Source organism: Larsenimonas salina (assembly GCF_023736155.1).
Taxonomy (GTDB): domain Bacteria; phylum Pseudomonadota; class Gammaproteobacteria; order Pseudomonadales; family Halomonadaceae; genus Larsenimonas; species Larsenimonas salina.
In genome coordinates, this window is record NZ_JAMLJJ010000001.1 from 802,491 (window position 1) to 820,060 (window position 17,570).

Here is a 17,570-nt window from a genome sequence, read left to right on the forward strand (position 1 = left end):
AGCTCCAAGAGTCACACCCTGAGAGTCACGAACGCTTCGGTCAAAACGCCTGCACCTGCAGGCGTTTTTGTGTACATCACATACGCCGCCTAGACGCCATGAGACTCAACGCCGTCAAGATGTCCAAGCCACTGCGCCCAGCGCGCCCGGGCAAGGCCAATGCCAACCGGTCGCAGATGCAGCGTATCGCCAGGGCAACATTGCCCCAGACGCGCCAGCGAATATGGCGTGACTGCGCCGAACTTGGGGTAACCGCCAATGCTTTGACAGTCCGGACCCAAAATGATCGGTGCGCCATCCGGTGGCACCTGAATGACACCCGGTGTCAGCCCTTCGGAAACAAGCGACGCGCATCGGCTTTCAAGACGCGGCCCTTCGAGTCGGACCCCCATGCTGTCTGCACGCGTATCCACGCACCACGGTCGATTGAACGCATCAAATAGACTTCGCCCCGAAAACGTGGCGGCTTGCAGGCCCACCACTACATCAAGCACCAACGCCTCATCGAACGACCATCTGGTCGCGTCCGGCTGGGTTCGAAGAGACGGGAACCCGGGCGCATACGTGAGCGCATCGCCCACCGTCAGCTCATCCCCCTCGCCATGAAGCCCTCCGAGCGGCTCTCGGGCCAGCGCCGTCACGCTTCCAAGTTCAGGCGCTACCTCGAACCCGCCAGCGACCGCCAGATAGCTTCGAAGCCCTTGAACCGGGGTATCAAACATCAGGGTCTGGCCGCCCTCGACCACAAAGCAGCCGCCCGGGCTCACCGGCACGTGATCAAGCCGAGCGCCTAGATCCGCCCCCGTTAACGCAACGGTCGTTGACGCCGAAAACGTCAGAGCAACCTGCCCTAGCGTGATTTCAAGTACCGGTGCCGTATGCGCATTACCGAGCAGTGCGTTGGCAACGCGCAGCGAGAGATGATCAAACCCGCCCCCCTGCCCGAGGCCCAGATGGCGCACCCCGAATCGACCCAAATCCTGCACTCGACACCCACCGTCGAGCCGAGTGATCGAACAGCTTGCCGAATCAGTCATGTCGCGCTCCTTCAAAGGGGGTGTCATCACCGCCATGGTTCAAGAACGTGGCGTGATCGATCGGCTTGAAGCGCACGGTATCGCCGGCTCGGTACAGGGTGTAGCCTTCGCGCTTGATATCGAAAAGGCGCGTCGGGCACCGGCCGATGATGTTCCATCCCCCCGGGAGCGCACTCGGGTAAACCGCCGTTTGGATGCCGGCGATTCCCACACTTCCCGCCGCAACCCGTTTTCGCGGGGTCGATAACCTTGGCATGGCGATGGCCTCATCCACCGCCCCCATGAACCCGAACCCGGGCGCAAAGCCCAGCGCGAAGACCCGATACTCGCGGGAGACATGACGCTCGATAACCTCGTCGACCGACAGCTTCGCCTTATCCGCGATGACCTCGAGTTCGGGGCCAACGCGCGGGTCAAACCAGACCGGCAGTTCATGCACCTGCCCGCTGGCCTCTGCCCGCTGGCCTGCCGCCTCGAGCGCCCGTTTTATCGCCTCTCGCACATGAGCCTCATCCGTGCGCGCATCGTTAAAATGCACCAGTACCGTCGTGTAGGACGGAGTGAGATCGATCACTGCGTCTGCAAGTTCGTCTCGGAGTTGTTCGCAAAACGCCATGATGACATCGACATGGCGGGTATCGATCTGATCGAACAGGCGTACCAACAGGCAATCAAGGCCGACACGCTCGATCTCAACGTTTACCGTCATGGCGCACCTCCTTTCAACGCGGCGTGAACGGCCTGAACCGAGGCGATCGACTCGTCATTGTCGCCGTGAACGCACAGCGTATCTGCCAAAAGCGTGAGCTCGGTTTTACCGTCATGAGCAAGAATCGGCGCTCCGTTTGCAAACGCGACGGCCTGAGCGACGATGGCGTCACGATCCTTGTGGACGGCCCCGGGCGTTTGACGGGAAACGAGATGCCCCTCGGCGTCGTAGGCCCGGTCAGCAAAGACTTCGTTCCAGACCGTAATGCCGTACTGCCTAGACAGCCGCTCGGTGGCCGAGCGATCCGACACCGAAGTCACCATTAGCGGCAGCTCACGGTCAAACGCCGCCACGGCCGCCATGATGGCCTCAAGAACGTCCGGGTTACGCATCATGTCGTGATTGAGGGCGCCGTGAGGCTTTACGTAGGAAAGCTCGATCGATTCCGCACGACAGGCGGCATACACCGCCCCCATCTGGTAGAGCACCATCTGCTCGACTTCATTCGGCGTACACGCAAGCGAGCGCCGGCCGAAACCGACCAGATCCGGATAGCCGGGATGTGCGCCGACCTGAACGCCGTGGCGCGCGGCCAGGGCGACGGTCTCTCTGAGCGTGACCGGGTCCGAGGCATGAAAACCACAGGCCACGTTGGCGCAATCGATCCAGGGCATGACCTCTTCGTCCCGTCCCATTGGCCAGGGCCCAAGGCGTTCCCCCATATCGCAGTTAAGCAGTAGCCTCGTTGTCATCGGCGCCCTCCTTTACATGATTGTTATACGACGTGAATCGCGGGTCAGCTGTCTTGACAGGTATAAAATTCGCTGCGTATCTTTGTCAAAGTTTATCGATATTTTATCTACAAATTAAAATAAAAATATCGATGACCGTGTTTGGAATGCGTTTAACGACAACGACAATGGCGGATTCGATCATGCACTACCTGCGCACCCTCAAGACCATATTCACCGTGGCAGGCGCGTTTGGCGTACTGAGCCTTGCGCCCGTGACATCAGCCCATGGGGCCCAATGGAACTTTGCCGAACCCTACGGCGATGCCAACTTCCATACCCAAAATGCCCGGCAGTTCGCCGAGGACGTTACCGAGGCGACCGGTGGCAAGCTCGCGGTCACCGTCCACGCCAACGGCGCGCTCATCCCGCACCCTGAAATAAAGAACGCCGTACGCCGGGGCATCGTGCCGGTGGGTGAGCTCTTTCTCTCTCGGCTTGCCAATGAAAATCCGATTTTCGAAGTCGATGCACTGCCAACGCTTGCCAACGATTACGAATCCGCCAGACGGTTGTGGCAGGCCTCGAAGCCCGAGATCTCGAAGCGCCTCGAACGTCAGGGCCTGAAAGTGCTTTACAGTGTGCCCTGGCCGTCCCAGGGCATCTATACGCAGTTCGAACTGACCCAGGCCAATCAACTTCAGGGCATCAAGCTTCGCTCGAACAATACGGCCACCGAGCGGCTCGCCAAGCGGCTTGGCGCCATTCCGACCCAGACTGAGGCCTCCGATATACCGACCGCCTTCAGTACCGGGCGCGTCGATGCCATGGTGACCTCGGTCTCGACCGGGGTGAATACGGCCGCGTGGGACTATGTCTCGCACTTCAACGACGCCAATCTGTGGCTGCCCAAGAACATCGTGATCATTAACCAGAAAGCCTTCGACCGCCTGGACAAGACCACTCAGCGCGCCGTGATGGACGCCGCCCAAAAGGCAGAACAGCGCGGTTGGGCGATGAGCAAGGCCGAGTCTGAGTCCGACATGACCGCACTGAAGGATCACGGCATCAAGGTCAATACCCCCACACCTGCGCTTGAAAAGGCCCTCGAGCGGGCCGGCGCCGAACTGGTCGAGCGTTGGAAAGCGCAGACGGGCTCGGAAGGCGAGGCCATACTCGAGCGCTACCGCCAACTCAGCGCGCGTGACGACAACGCGTAAAGGGAGGCCTCATGCGATTTTATCTGATGCCGCTTTACCGGCTGGGGGCATGGCTTGCCGGTCTAAGCATGCTGGCCATCGTCACTCTGATCACCGCCCAGGTGCTGTCTCGTGCGCTTGACCGGATTCTGGTTGCCGTCGGGCACGCCCCGCTTGGGTGGACCATCAGCGGTGTTTCCGAAATCGCAGGCTTCTTATTGGTGGGCGCCACCTTTCTCGGCAGCGCCTATACCTTCGCAACGAGAGGCCACATTCGCGTGACACTGGTGACCGAGCGCTTGCCCCTTCGGATTCGCGTTCTGCTCGAGGTCGTCGCGCTGACCCTGGCCCTGGTGCTTACGGGGTATCTGGGCATCGAGCTCTGGGTCCTGCTCGAAGACAGCATCGCCTACAACGAAGTGTCCTATGGCCTTGTGGCCATTCCTCTGGTCTACCCGCAGGCCGTGTTAGTGAGCGGGATTGCGCTGCTGGCCCTCGCCATCGCTGAGACCCTGCTCAACACCGTGGTCCTTGGGGTCATCGCCCCCCACCGCCTTGATGCGCCACTGCCCGAGCAGGATAGCGTCGTCGACTGAGGCTCATCGACCGACGCTCATCCGTGGCGTCGGTCGCTTGATCACGAACAAGTGACTGAACAAGTGACTGAAAGAGAGATCCGCTATGTTTGCGCTGATTCTGACCCTATCCATCGCATTGGTGCTTTTGCTCGGCGGCGGGCTATGGGTGGCCTTTTCCCTGCTGGCGCTTGGGTGGATTGCCATCAGCCAGTTTACGCCCATCCCGGCCGGCTCCGTGCTCGGCTCTGACTTCTGGAGCGCAAGCTATGGCTGGGAACTGACGGCGCTGCCGATGTTCATCTGGATGGGCGAAATCCTGTTTCGCTCGGGGCTTGCCGACGATCTGTTCAAGGCGCTCGCGCCCTGGCTCAACCGCCTGCCCGGTGGGCTTCTTCACACCAACATCTTTGGCAGCAGCCTGTTCGCCGCCGTGTCCGGCTCGTCTGCCGCCACCTGCGCGACCGTTGGCAAGATGACGCTGCCAGAGCTTGAACGGCGTGGCTATGATGACCGGCTCGCCATTGGTACGCTTGCAAGCTCGGCAACACTTGGGCTTCTGATCCCGCCCTCGATCATTCTGATCGTCTACGGCATCGCGACCGAGCAATCGATCTCACGGCTGTTCATGGCCGGTATTCTGCCGGGGCTGATGCTCATGGCACTGTTCGTTGTATACCTGATGATCTGGTCCTTACGTCACCCTGACAAGGTGCCCGTCGCCGAGGCCTCGATGCCTCTTGCACAAAAGCTCAGGGGCAGCCTGCGTATTCTGCCGCTTCTATTGCTGATCGTTGGCGTCATCGGCTCGATCTATGCGGGATTTGCCTCACCGACGGAAGCGGCAACGATTGGTGTCGTTCTTTCGATGATCATCGCGCGACTCAATACCGGCTTCGGCGCTCAGGCATTCAAGCACTCGCTGCTGGGTGCCGTGCGTACCGCCAGCATGATCGCGTTCATTCTGGCCGGCGCGTCCTTTCTGACCACGGCGATGGGCTTTACCCAGCTTCCAGGCCAACTTGCCGGGTGGATCGCAACGCTTGAGCTTGCCCCTTTTACGCTGCTTGCGGTGCTGACGCTCTTTTTCATTGTGCTCGGCTGCTTTCTCGACGGTATCTCGGTGGTAGTGCTTACGACATCGATCGTCATGCCGATGGTGGAAGCTGCGGGCTTTGACTTGATCTGGTTCGGCATCTATCTGGTCATCGTGGTCGAAATGTCTCAGATCACCCCACCGGTCGGCTTCAACCTATTCGTGATTCAGGGCATGACTGGCCGGGACATTCTGAGCATTGCCCGAGCGACGCTGCCCTTTTTCATGCTGATGCTTCTTGGTGTTATCCTGCTCGGCCTTTTTCCAGGCATCGCACTGATGCTGCCGACCATGATGGGGAACGGATAATGAGCGATGACTCACCTGTGACACCCCCCTTGAATCCGATCGTGTCGTCGGAACACCTTTCGCACAAGGCGAGGGAGCTGTCGGAGTTCGAATTCGGACTGATGGTTGCAAGCCACGGCTTCAATCGCTGGGTAGCCCGCTGCATGAGTGCAACCGGTTATGGCGAGCTCAGCACGCTCGAGGTATTGATTCTCAATAGCGTCAATCACCGCGGCCGCACCCGCCGCGTGAGCGACCTGTGCCTGGTGCTCAATATCGAGGACAGTCACACCGTCAGCTACGCGCTCAAGAAACTGGTGCGCTTTGAGCTGGTCACGGTCGAAAAGCGCGGCAAGGAAAGCTTCTACAGCATCTCCGAGCGCGGCCATGAGGCCTGCAAGCGCTACGCCCAGATTCGTGAAACCTGCCTGATCGAGTCGCTCGAGCAGCTTGGCATCAGCCGCGAAGAGCTTCACCGCGCCGCCGGGCTTTTACGCAGCCTGTCCGGGCTCTACGACCAGGCCGCACGCGCCGCCGCCACGTTATAACTGGCACATTCGCCGCGCAGTGCGTAAACTACCGCGCGGTGATTTTTTCACCGACCACACTCTGCTTGCTTCCGGACCGGATCCCGGAGCCGATCACTCATCGGACAAAGAAATTCTCCGCCATGTCTAAGAATGCCGTCGTTATCTATTCCGGTGGAATGGATTCCTATACCGTGCTCCATCGCGCCTTGAGCGAGGGGTACACCGTACACGCACTGTCGTTTCATTACGGCCAACGCCATGCAAAGGAACTCGATGTCGCCGCTTACGTGTGTCAGACGCTTGGCGTCACGCACAAAATCGTCGATATCCGTGCCATTCATCAATTGATCGGCCATAGCGCGCTGACCGATGACACTCAGGCGATGCCGCGCGCCGACTACGCCGAAGACAACATGCAGGCAACGGTTGTGCCCAACCGCAACATGATCCTGCTGTCACTCGCCATCGGTCACGCCGTCAATATCGGTGCCGACGTCTGCTTTTATGGTGCCCACGGCGGCGATCACGCCATCTACCCCGACTGTCGGCCGGAATTCGTCGAGCGCATGAATTCGGTTGCCGGCATTGCCAATTACGAGCCGGTCGAGATTCGTGCGCCCTACCTGCACGCGAGCAAGGGCGAGATTCTGGCCGACGGTCTGGCGCTTGGGCTTGATTACGCCAACAGCTGGACCTGCTACCTGGGTCAGTCACTTGCCTGCGGCGAGTGCGGCAGTTGCCGCGAGCGGCTTGCGGCGTTCGCCGAGCACGGGCTGACCGACCCACTGCCTTATGCCCAGGGCGGCCTCGATGTATAGCGTCAAGGAAACCTTCTACACCCTGCAGGGCGAAGGTGCCCAGGCCGGACGCCCTTCGGTGTTCTGCCGGTTCACCGGCTGCAACCTCTGGTCGGGCCGCGAGCAGGACCGCGCCGCGAGCATCTGCACGTTCTGCGACACCGACTTCATCGGCACCGATGGCCAGAACGGCGGCAAGTTCAAGACCGCCCGTGACCTGGCTGACCACATCGCCGCGTTCTGGCCCTCCCCGGAAGGGACACCATACGTGGTGTTTACCGGCGGTGAGCCGCTACTGCAGCTCGATGCGCCGCTGATTGAAGCCATGCACGCCAAGGGCTTTGAAATTGCGGTGGAAACCAACGGCACGATCAAGGCACCAAATGGCATCGACTGGCTCTGCGTCAGCCCCAAGGGCCGCGCCGAGCTGGTTCAGGAGACCGGCCACGAACTCAAGCTGGTCTACCCCCAGCCCGAGGCACTGCCGGAACGGTTCGAGCACACACATTTCGAACACTACTACCTGCAGCCGATGGACCTTTCACCGCAGGGCGAGGCTCGCTCGACGCTCAAGGCCGCACTCGACTACTGCATGAGACGCCCGCGCTGGAAGCTCTCGCTTCAGACCCACAAGATGATAGGAATCGACTGATGACGCTGTTCGTCAACGCACTGACCCATTTAGACGCCTCCTACTGGGACGCCAAACGCGGCCTCGTCGGCGCCAGCTGGCATGTCGATCTGACCCTTGATGGCGAGCTCGGCGAGGACGGCATGCTGTTCGATTTCGGCGAGGTCAAACCCTGGATCAAACGGGTCATCGACCAGGGGCCGGATCACACGCTGCTGGTGCCGACCAAGGCCCCGGGCATCGATGTCCAGGAGTGCGCAGAAGGTCTTTGCATCAAGGCCTCACTCCCCTGGCCGATGGAAGTGCGCGCTCCACGCCAGGCGTTTACCTTACTGCCCTGGACGGAAATCACCCCGGAGCGGCTGGGCGAGTACATCTCCGAGCAGCTCATGAAGCGTCCACCGCCCCGCGTTACCCGCATCGGTATTTCCCTGGCCGAGGAGCGCATCGAGGGTGCTGGCTACACTTACTCTCACGGACTCAAGCAGCACGCCGGCAACTGTCAGCGCATCGCCCATGGCCACCGCTCGCGCCTGTACATCTGGCGCGACGGTGAACTCGATGAGGCGCTCGCCGCACAGTGGAGCCGTGGGCTTGTCGACATCTATCTGGCCGACCAGGCCGACGTTATCTTGCCGGACGACGAATTCTGTCGGGTAGCCTATACCTCGGCTCAAGGCAGTTTTCGCATCAAGCTGCCCCGCGAGCGCGTGATGATCATGCCGACCACCAGCACGGTCGAGAACATCGCCAAGTGGCTTGCCGAGCGCATCAGCATGCTGCATGGCGGCGATATCCGTGTCCAGGCGTTCGAAGGCATCGGCAAGGGTGCCATCGCCCAGGCAAGCCAGCCACGAGACGATTGACCCACCGCGTGCCCTGACTAAGACGTTGGTCGTGTTCTTGCCTATGCTTTGAAAAACGGCAACCAGGGTATGGGTATGATCGATACGTTCATTGAAAACGTCGGGGCACTGCCGCAGTGGGCCTACGCGCTCGGGATCGCGGTACTGACCGTTGCAGCCCATGCAGGGCTTGAAGTCCTGCACTGCACGATCAAGCGGGTGTTCAACGGTCGACTCCGCCTTGTCAGTGCGGTAGCGATTGCCGTACATCCACCGCTGGTGTGGTTGGCCTGGGTCTATGGTGTGGCGTTTTCGCTCTATTTCCTGATACCGACCCGGCTAGGCTGGCACGGCCCGCTCTTGATCACGGCCAACCTGATTGCCGCGCTTTTGCTGCTGTGGCTGATCGTGCGGGTTACCCGGCGCATGGTTGCGGTCATGGACCGCTGGGCCGAGGACAGAACCACGGCGTTCGAGCGATTTCTACTGCCGCTTCTGACACGGACGACGGCGGCGCTTGCCCCGGTGTTACTGCTGTTTGCGCTGCTGCCGCTGTTCATTGCCTCAGAGCGCATCGACGCTTTACTTCATAATCTGGCAAGTCTTTTGCTGATCGCAAGCGTGGCCGGCGTCATGATTCAGGGCGTGAACATGACCGAGCGGCTATTGAGCGAACGCTACCGAATGGACGTTGAGAACAACCTCGTGGCACGTCGGGTGCATACGCAGATCACGGTGCTGCGCAAGCTGATCAACTTTTTGATCATTTTGCTGGCGCTTGCCTCGATGCTGATGATCTTCGATAAGGTCCGCCAGCTCGGCACCAGCATTCTGGCGTCGGCCGGTATTCTTGGGGTCGTGCTCGGGTTTGCCGCTCAGAAAGTGTTCGGCAACCTGATCGCGGGCATTCAGATCGCACTGACCCAACCGATCCGACTCGACGACGCCGTGGTGGTCGAGGGTGAATGGGGGTGGGTCGAGGAACTGACGCTGACCTATGTCGTTATTCGTCTATGGGACTGGCGCCGACTGGTGCTGCCGATCAATTACTTCATCGATCATCCGTTTCAGAATTGGACACGCACCAGCAACGATCTGATCGGCTCGGTCATCCTCTACGCCGATTACTATCTGCCGCTTGATGAGCTGCAGGCAGAAGCCGAGCGGCTGGCGCAGCTGTCACCGCGCTGGAGCGGCAAGGTCTGCAAGGTACAACTGCTTGAGATGACCGAGAGAAACATGCAGCTTCGCGTGTTGATCAGTGCCCGCGGCGGTGCGGATACGTTCGATCTTCGCTGCGAGTTGCGAGAAGGTCTGATTCGCTATATCGCCGCGCACTACCCCGATGCGCTGCCCAAGGTGCGCCTGGAAATCGGGCAACGCGCTACGGCGTCATCACCAACGCTTCATGACACGATCGATGACGGCTCACCGGCCACTGATCACTAGAGAGTTCTCGTCTATGGGAGATAAATCAATGGCGTGTCGTATCGGCTGTGGCGCCTGCTGCATCGCGCCCTCGATAACCACACCAATTCCGGGCATGAAAGATGGCAAACCGGCCGGGGTGCGCTGTGTTCAACTGGATGAGAACAATCTGTGTCGTCTTTTCGGCCACCCTGACCGACCTGCGGTGTGCCATGCGTTCGAGTTCGATATCGAAGTCTGCGGCACCGAGCGCGATGAGGCACTTGCGTTGATTACCTGGCTTGAAGACTCGACCTGAGGCGGCGCGAGCCGCCTCAGGTCAAGACGTTACGGCGCGAGTTTCACCAGACGCTTGCCGTTGTACGCCCCACTTTCAAACAGTGACAGGAAGGCTTTCGGAGTGGCTTCGAGCCCCTCGAAAACACTCTCCTGATACTCGATCACCCCTTTTTGCACCAGCGGCCCGACATCCTTGATGAAATCGCTATAGCCTTCCCAGTGCTCGAGCACGATAAAGCCCTGCACGCGAAGCCGCTTGGTCAACATCATGGCGATATTGGCAGGCCCCGGCTGCTCACCGTCGTTGTAGCGTGAAATCATGCCGCAGACCGCAATACGCCCGAAATCGTTCATGGACGCAAGCGCGGCATCAAGCATCGGCCCACCAACATTCTCGAAGTAGACATCGATGCCCTGGGGCGCTGCACGCTTGATGCCGGCGGCGATGTCCTCCGCACTTTGATGGTGGTTGACCGCATGCACACCAAGCGATTCCAGCCACTGACACTTTTCCTTGGAACCGGCCGTGCCCACAACGGTACAGCCTTTTTGAACCGCGAGCTGAACGGCCAGAAAGCCAACGGCACCGCTTGCGGCCGACACCAGCACGGTGTCCTCTCCAGTCAGCCCCGCAATGGTATTGAGCCCGGTCCAGGCGGTCATGCCCGGCATGCCAAGCACGCCCAGATAGGCCTGAAGCGGAACATCATAGCTTGGCAGCGGCTCGACATGATTGGCATCGACCACGGCGTGATCACGCCAGCCGGCCATGTGACGTACCTTGTCACCGACCGTGAAGCGCTCATCGCTTGATTCGACCACCTCGCCGATGGCTGCGCCTTCCATGGGTGCGTTCAGTTCGAACGGGTCGATGTAGGTTTTGACGCCGTCCATACGATTGCGCATGTACGGGTCGACCGACAGCCACAGGTTCTTGAGCTTCAACTGACCGCTGGCGAGTTCGGGCAATGAATCGGTGCAAAGCTCGAACAGGGCCTCATCCGGCACCCCATTCGGGTGGTCGGTCACAACAAAATAGCGACTCTCAGTCATAACGCGCTCCTGATAGCGAACGTGACATAGGAAACGGCGCCCGAAGGCGCCGTTAATTAGCGTGCTAACAAGCGTAGCGCGTGTAATGTCACTTGTCGATCTTGCCTTGCTCATGCAGTCGCTCGACCAGAGCTGATACCACGATCTGCTGGTTGACGCGCGAGGCCAGCGATCGAACAAAATCAAGATCGTTCTGATTGCTCTCTTTACTACCGACCTTTTGCAATTCAACGATTGCCTGCTTTTGACCAACCTGATGATGCGCGAAACGCGGGCCGTTGTCCGGGCGCGGCATCTGGAAGGCGGCGTCGATCAACTCGCTCGGTACACTGTCGTCGTTACGGCCCACGGCGTCGGCCTCCTGCCAGTTCAATGAAACCGAAGGCGTTTGGCCCGACTTCAAGGCACTGACGGCACTGCTCGCCTGAGTAGCCAGCTGCGTCTGCTGCTGCTCAAGAGTCAGCGTGCTTCGAATGCGCTCGCGCACCTGATCCAGCGGCAGCACCTGTTCGGGCCGGTAGTCAGCGACGCGAAGCACCAGACGGTGATCGCCATCAAGCTCGATAACATCACTGTTATAGCCCTGGCTCACATCGTTTCGATCCAATACATCGTTACTGAAGGCCGCCTTGATCACATCGGCGTTCCCAAGAATCGGATCATCGTTGTCCTTACCGACCCAGCCGCTTTCGTGCAGCTTGAGATCTAGGTCTTGAGCGACGTCGCTCAGATTGGGGGCTGAGTAGCTGTCGTCCTTGAGCTTTTGCGCCTTGTCATCGAACACCGAGGCCACCTGCTCATTCTGAAGCGATTCACGCAGCTCCGGGCGCAAAGCGTCAAACGAGTCGATCTGAATGCCGGTTACCTTGATGATGTGATAGGCGTTGTCGAGCTTGAACGGCTTTGAAACCTGGCCCTCAGAAAGCGTACCGAGCTGCTGGTCGAACGTCTGGCCGAAGATACCTTCGGTCACCACGCCAAGATCGCCCCCCTTGCTGGCGCTTCCGGGATCATCGGAATAGCGCTTGGCCAGATCGGCAAACGAGGCGCCCTCTGCGAGCTTCGACTCGATGCTCTGCGCCTGCTCACGCGCAGCGGCGTCATCCTGCTGGTCATTGATGCTGATGATAATGTCAGATACCCGCTTAGGTGCATCGGCCTTGCGCTTATCATAGGCAGATTTAAGGGCGTCATCGGTGACTGAGACATCAGAGGCCATCGCCTGCTTGTCGAGCAGAATGTAGTTCAGCTTGACCTGCTCCGGACGTGTGAACTGATCCTTGTGCTGGGTGTAGTAATTCTCGACGTCTTCATCTGACACCTGGACGCTTTTGGAGAGTGCATCCGGGCCGATCAATGCGTAGCGAAAGCTTCGAGTCTGGTTCTGAAGTGCGGCCAACCGGTCGACTTCGCCAGGTAGAACAAAGCTGCTGGCGGCCAGCCCCTGTCGAAGCTGGGTAATCACCATGTCTTCTTCAAGCTGCGTTCTGAAAGTATTCGGAGTGTAGCCGGCACTGTTGAGGGTGCGTACAAAGCGCTCTTTGGAGAAATGGTTGTTCTGATCCTGAAATTCAGGCAGCTGCACGATCAACTGATCCACCTGGGCCTTGGTAAAGACCAGACCGTGGTCGTTGGCGTATTGACGCATCAGGGCGCGGGTAATCAGCTGATCCAGAATCTCGCTTCTGGCCTGGTTCTCGTTATCTGGCGAAACCTGGCCCGAACGCATTTGACGCTGAAGCGTAAGCTCCACGCTTTGCTTCTTGATGGACTCGCCGTTGACGGTGGCAGCATCGTCGCTGCTCTGGGTAAAGACACTGACGATCGACTCGACCCCAAAGAACGTGAACGTGATGGCAATCAACGCCACGATAACTTTGGCAATCCAGCCCTGAGCGCGATTTCGAATATGTTGCAGCATGCAGGCCTCAAACAGTTAACGTCATGAATCGGTGGCTCATTGTACCGGGCCGTCGTGGTCGGGTCGAAACCGAAAGGGCCCCTACAATAAAAAACGCACCGCGAGGCGGTGCGTTATTTCGAAGTCTCATTACCGGAGTAATTACGTTCGATCAGTTGACGGCGTCTTTCAGAGCCTTGCCAGCCTTGAAGCTGGGTACTTTTGCCGCATCGATGTTGATCGGCTGACCGGTCTGAGGGTTACGGCCAGTACGCGCAGCGCGCTCTTTCACTGAAAACGTACCGAAACCAACCAGTGCGACGGAATCGCCCTGCTTCAGTGTGTCAGTGACCGAATCGATCATCGCATCCAGTGCACGTGTAGCAGCGGCCTTCGGAATGTCCGCGGATGTTGCAATCGCATCGATCAGTTCAGATTTATTCACTCTTCACCCCTTGACTTTCAACATATCAGTAATATTCAGCGCAATGAACATGGGCGGTCAACGCCATCACAATGAACCGCAGTTTATAGCAACGTGACCGATGAGCGTCAAGCGACCATTGCCCCAGAAAGCGCGCTACGACGGGGGTTTGCCCCCCGTTTGACAGTCTTAATGCGTATTGACTTGTGGACGATCATCACTTTCGCCGGATTCGACGAAAGTCTCATCATCTACACCCGCCGCGCTTTTGGTGAGCGCGACATCAAGTACCTCATCGATCCAGCGCATCGGCCGAATATCCAGGGCGTCCTTGATCGCATCCGGCACTTCCTTGAGATCCCGCACGTTCTCTTCGGGAATGAGTACCGTCTTGATGCCACCACGGCGCGCCGCCAGCAGCTTTTCCTTCAAACCACCGATCGGCATCACCTCGCCTCTCAGGTTGACTTCACCGGTCATGGCGACATCACACCGCACGGGGAATCCGGTGTAGGTGGAAACAATCGCAGTCACCATGCCGATACCGGCACTTGGGCCGTCCTTGGGCGTCGCACCTTCCGGTACGTGGACGTGCAGGTCCTCTTTTTCGAACCGCTCGACATCGATGCCCAACGCCTTGGCCCGCGAGCGTACGACGGTTTGGGCCGCACTCACCGACTCCTTCATTACATCGCCAAGCGAGCCGGTCTTGTGAATACGCCCCTTGCCGGGCGTCAGTACCGATTCGATATTGAGGATCTCGCCACCGACCGATGTCCAGGCAAGCCCTGTTACGCGGCCGACCTGATCCTTGCGGTTGGCAAGCCCATAGCTGTAGCGGCGTACACCTGCGAACTCTTCCACGTCTTCAGAGGCAAGCTCGGTAGTCGACTGCGCCCCACCCTTGACCTCTTGATCGATCCGCTTTCTGAGCACCTTGCGAGCCACCTTGGCGATCTGGCGTTCGAATTCACGCACACCGGCCTCACGGGTGTAATACCGGATAAGCTCCAAAAGCGCGCCGTCATCAAGCGTCAGTTCCTGACTCTTGAGACCGTTGGCCTTCAGCTGCTTCGGCACCAGATAGCGCTTGGCAATCGCGAGCTTTTCATCTTCGGTGTAACCCGGGATTCGAATAATCTCCATTCGATCCATCAGCGGGCCGGGGATGTTCATGGAGTTTGCCGTGCAAATGAACATCACATCCGAGAGGTCATAATCCAGCTCCAGATAATGGTCGCTGAATTTGTCGTTCTGCTCAGGGTCGAGCACTTCCAGCAGCGCAGACGACGGGTCGCCACGATGGTCCATGCCGACCTTGTCGATCTCATCAAGCAAGAACAGGGGGTTACGTACGCCGACCTTGCTCATGCGCTGGATCAATTTACCTGGCAGCGACCCGATATAAGTGCGGCGATGGCCTCGAATCTCGGATTCATCGCGAATGCCGCCCAGAGCAAGCCGGGTGTACTTGCGATTCGTTGCCCGCGCGATCGACTGGCCAAGCGAAGTTTTACCGACGCCAGGCGGGCCTACCAAACAAAGCACTGGCCCCTTGAGCTTCTTGACTCGACGCTGTACCGCGAGGTATTCGAGGATGCGTTCCTTGACCTCGTCGAGCCCGTAGTGATCCTCATCCAGAACCTCTTCGGCGTGCGCGATGTCATGACGCACCCGAGTACGTTTTTTCCAGGGCACCGACAATACCCAATCCAAGTAGGAACGTACGACGGTGGCCTCGGCTGAAGTCGGCGCCATCATCTTGAGCTTGTTGAGCTCTTGACGCGCTTTCTCCTCAGCGTCTTTCGGCATGCCGGCCTGGGCGATCTTTTCTTCGTACTGATCGGCCTCGTTCGGCATGTTATCGAGCTCGCCCATCTCTTTCTGGATGGCCTTCATCTGCTCGTTGAGATAGTACTCGCGCTGCGACTTTTCCATCTGCTCCTTGACGCGCGAGCGAATACGCTTCTCGACCTGAAGCAGATCGATCTCGGACTCGATCAGCGTCATCAGATGTTCAATGCGCTCACGAATCTTGTCGATTTCGAGCAGAGACTGCTTATCGTTGATCCCGAGAGAAAGATGCGCACTGATCGTATCGACCAAGCGGCTGGGCTCTTCCATGCCTTGAAGTGACGTAAGCACCTCATTGGGAACTTTCTTCGAAAGCTTGACGTATTGCTCGAACTGATTGAGCAGGACTCTCACCAGCGACTCCTGCTCACGCTCGGTCAGTTCGATGGTTTCACGTTTGGAAACGTGAGCGACACTGTATTGGGTGTCTTCGTTTTCTTCGATTCGATCGATATCAACTCGGTCACTGCCTTCGATCAGCACTTTTACCGTGCCATCGGGCAGCTTAAGAAGCTGCATGATTTCAGCAACGGTTCCGACCGAGAAAAGATCGTTTGTATCCGGGTCGTCTTCACTGGCTTCTTTCTGCGCCACCAAGACTACCTTCTTGTCCGTTTCCATTGCATGCTCAAGTGCATGAATGGATTTTTCGCGTCCCACAAAAAGAGGAATCACCATCTGTGGGTACACCACTACATCACGCAGCGGCAAAAGAGGTAGTGTTAGCGTTTGCTCCGTGTTCTGCTCCATGCAGACATACCTCGATGTTGTTGGATGGGCCGCGTTAACAGCTTATTAGGTTATATTTGGGGGCACCGGCGGCAGGATTCAACACACGGCTATCAACAAAAAAGGGGCCCGAAGGCCCCCTTTTGGTGATTACCGAACGCACGCCTTCAGCCTTCCTGACCGGCCAGACGCTTTTCCTCATCATTGGAATAAATGAGGATGGGTTCGCTTTCACCAGAGATGACCGATGCATCGATCACGACCTTGGAGACATTCTCGACAGACGGGATCTCATACATTGTGTTCAACAGCACCGCCTCAAGAATCGAGCGCAGTCCGCGAGCACCAGCGCGGCGTTCAATGGCCTTGTGAGCCACAGCCTTGAGCGCATCCTCGCGAAAGTCGAGTTCGACGCCTTCCATTTCAAAAAGCTTGACGTACTGTCGAACCAGCGAGTTCTTGGGCTCGGTCAGAATCTGAACCAGCGCAGCTTCATCCAGCTCATTAAGCGTTGCAATGACCGGCAAGCGACCAACGAACTCGGGGATCAACCCGAACTTGACCAGGTCCTCAGGCTCGACGGTGGACAACGTCTCACCTACACCCTTGTTGGTGTCCTTGCTCTTGACCTGAGCGTTGAAGCCGATACCGCCCTTCTCTGCGCGGTCCTGTATCACTTTCTCGAGCCCTGCGAATGCGCCACCAACAATGAAGAGAATATTGCCAGTATCAACCTGCAGGAACTCTTGTTGAGGATGCTTTCGACCGCCCTGCGGCGGAACCGAGGCCGTTGTACCTTCAACCAGCTTCAGAAGCGCCTGCTGCACCCCTTCACCCGAGACATCGCGAGTGATCGAAGGGTTGTCCGATTTGCGAGAGATCTTGTCAATCTCATCGATGTAGACAATGCCACGCTGCGCCTTGTCGACGTCGTAATCGCACTTCTGGAGCAGCTTCTGGATGATGTTTTCAACGTCTTCGCCCACGTAGCCCGCTTCGGTCAGCGTAGTGGCATCGGCGATGGTAAACGGCACATTGAGCAAGCGCGCAAGCGTTTCTGCCAAAAGCGTTTTGCCGCTTCCGGTCGGGCCGATCAATAGGATGTTACTCTTGCCGAGCTCGACATCCTCGTTGTTCTTGGGTGACTGAAGGCGCTTGTAATGGTTGTAGACCGCAACGGAAAGCACCATCTTGGCACGGTCCTGCCCGATCACGTAATCATCAAGCGTGTTACGAATCTCTTTAGGTGCGGGAAGCCGGTCTTCGCTCTGCTCACTATCTGCTTCGAGAACCTCTTCACGAATGATGTCATTGCAGAGATCCACGCATTCATCGCAGATATAGACGGAAGGACCTGCGATCAGTTTACGCACTTCGTTTTGATTCTTTCCGCAAAACGAGCAGTACAGCAGCTTACCGTTCTCGTCTTTACCTTTGCCGTCGGCCATTCGCGTACCTCTTCTAG

17 protein-coding genes are annotated in these 17,570 nt (G+C 58.3%); 9 read left to right on the forward strand and 8 right to left on the reverse strand.

Features of this window, described 5'->3' with window-relative positions:
• Positions 1 to 89: 89 nt before the first annotated feature.
• Genes NAT23_RS03880 through NAT23_RS03890 form a run of 3 tightly spaced genes read right to left on the reverse strand, consistent with a single transcriptional unit; the run spans position 90 to position 2,498 of the window.
• Entirely contained in the window at positions 90 to 1,037 is a 948-nt protein-coding gene (locus NAT23_RS03880; RefSeq protein WP_251925797.1) for a 5-oxoprolinase subunit C family protein, read from the reverse strand.
• Positions 1,030 to 1,746, reverse strand: a complete 717-nt coding sequence (pxpB, locus tag NAT23_RS03885; RefSeq protein WP_251925798.1) for a 5-oxoprolinase subunit PxpB — start codon at positions 1,744 to 1,746, stop codon at positions 1,030 to 1,032. Before pxpB ends, NAT23_RS03880 begins: the two co-directional genes overlap by 8 nt.
• Positions 1,743 to 2,498: a 5-oxoprolinase subunit PxpA gene (locus tag NAT23_RS03890; protein ID WP_251925799.1), complete on the reverse strand. Its 756-nt coding sequence runs from the start codon at positions 2,496 to 2,498 to the stop codon at positions 1,743 to 1,745. Before NAT23_RS03890 ends, pxpB begins: the two co-directional genes overlap by 4 nt.
• A 167-nt stretch (positions 2,499 to 2,665) precedes the next feature.
• Here NAT23_RS03890 and NAT23_RS03895 point away from each other — a divergent pair, with 167 nt between their 5' ends.
• The 9 genes from NAT23_RS03895 to NAT23_RS03935 all read left to right on the forward strand — a co-directional run bounded on the left by NAT23_RS03895 (position 2,666) and on the right by NAT23_RS03935 (position 10,164).
• Positions 2,666 to 3,697, forward strand: coding sequence for a TRAP transporter substrate-binding protein (locus NAT23_RS03895; protein ID WP_251925800.1), 1,032 nt, complete (start codon positions 2,666 to 2,668; stop codon positions 3,695 to 3,697).
• 11 nt (positions 3,698 to 3,708) lie between these two features.
• Positions 3,709 to 4,272, forward strand: coding sequence for a TRAP transporter small permease (locus NAT23_RS03900; RefSeq protein ID WP_251925801.1), 564 nt, complete (start codon positions 3,709 to 3,711; stop codon positions 4,270 to 4,272).
• An 85-nt stretch (positions 4,273 to 4,357) separates the two neighbouring features.
• The gene (locus tag NAT23_RS03905) at positions 4,358 to 5,656 is read left to right on the forward strand and encodes a TRAP transporter large permease (RefSeq protein WP_251925802.1); all 1,299 of its coding nucleotides are present in this window, start codon (positions 4,358 to 4,360) and stop codon (positions 5,654 to 5,656) included.
• Positions 5,656 to 6,183 carry a winged helix DNA-binding protein gene (locus NAT23_RS03910; RefSeq protein ID WP_251925803.1) on the forward strand — a complete coding sequence of 176 codons (528 nt, stop codon included), beginning with the start codon at positions 5,656 to 5,658 and terminating at the stop codon, positions 6,181 to 6,183. Before NAT23_RS03905 ends, NAT23_RS03910 begins: the two co-directional genes overlap by 1 nt.
• 122 nt (positions 6,184 to 6,305) lie before the next feature.
• The gene (queC, locus tag NAT23_RS03915) at positions 6,306 to 6,983 is read left to right on the forward strand and encodes a 7-cyano-7-deazaguanine synthase QueC (protein WP_251925804.1); all 678 of its coding nucleotides are present in this window, start codon (positions 6,306 to 6,308) and stop codon (positions 6,981 to 6,983) included.
• Positions 6,976 to 7,614, forward strand: coding sequence for a 7-carboxy-7-deazaguanine synthase (queE, locus tag NAT23_RS03920; protein WP_251925805.1), 639 nt, complete (start codon positions 6,976 to 6,978; stop codon positions 7,612 to 7,614). The genes queC and queE overlap by 8 nt, the downstream gene beginning before the upstream one ends.
• Entirely contained in the window at positions 7,614 to 8,459 is an 846-nt protein-coding gene (locus NAT23_RS03925) for a 6-pyruvoyl trahydropterin synthase family protein (protein ID WP_251925806.1), read from the forward strand. The genes queE and NAT23_RS03925 overlap by 1 nt, the downstream gene beginning before the upstream one ends.
• Before the next feature lie 75 nt (positions 8,460 to 8,534).
• Entirely contained in the window at positions 8,535 to 9,887 is a 1,353-nt protein-coding gene (locus NAT23_RS03930; protein WP_251925807.1) for a mechanosensitive ion channel family protein, read from the forward strand.
• A gap of 13 nt (positions 9,888 to 9,900) precedes the next feature.
• Positions 9,901 to 10,164 carry a YkgJ family cysteine cluster protein gene (locus tag NAT23_RS03935; RefSeq protein ID WP_251925808.1) on the forward strand — a complete coding sequence of 88 codons (264 nt, stop codon included), beginning with the start codon at positions 9,901 to 9,903 and terminating at the stop codon, positions 10,162 to 10,164.
• 29 nt (positions 10,165 to 10,193) lie between these two features.
• Here NAT23_RS03935 and NAT23_RS03940 read toward each other — a convergent pair whose 3' ends face one another.
• The 5 genes from NAT23_RS03940 to clpX form a co-directional block, all read right to left on the reverse strand.
• Positions 10,194 to 11,198 carry an NADP-dependent oxidoreductase gene (locus tag NAT23_RS03940; protein ID WP_251925809.1) on the reverse strand — a complete coding sequence of 335 codons (1,005 nt, stop codon included), beginning with the start codon at positions 11,196 to 11,198 and terminating at the stop codon, positions 10,194 to 10,196.
• A gap of 88 nt (positions 11,199 to 11,286) precedes the next feature.
• Positions 11,287 to 13,119, reverse strand: a complete 1,833-nt coding sequence (locus tag NAT23_RS03945; protein ID WP_251925810.1) for a SurA N-terminal domain-containing protein — start codon at positions 13,117 to 13,119, stop codon at positions 11,287 to 11,289.
• Between the two features lie 151 nt (positions 13,120 to 13,270).
• Positions 13,271 to 13,543: a nucleoid-associated protein HU-beta gene (gene hupB / locus NAT23_RS03950; protein WP_251590542.1), complete on the reverse strand. Its 273-nt coding sequence runs from the start codon at positions 13,541 to 13,543 to the stop codon at positions 13,271 to 13,273.
• 168 nt (positions 13,544 to 13,711) lie between these two features.
• Positions 13,712 to 16,126: an endopeptidase La gene (lon, locus tag NAT23_RS03955; RefSeq protein ID WP_251925811.1), complete on the reverse strand. Its 2,415-nt coding sequence runs from the start codon at positions 16,124 to 16,126 to the stop codon at positions 13,712 to 13,714.
• 146 nt (positions 16,127 to 16,272) lie between these two features.
• On the reverse strand, positions 16,273 to 17,553 hold the full coding sequence (clpX, locus tag NAT23_RS03960) for an ATP-dependent Clp protease ATP-binding subunit ClpX (RefSeq protein WP_251590552.1): 1,281 nt from the start codon (positions 17,551 to 17,553) through the stop codon (positions 16,273 to 16,275).
• Positions 17,554 to 17,570: the final 17 nt, after the last annotated feature.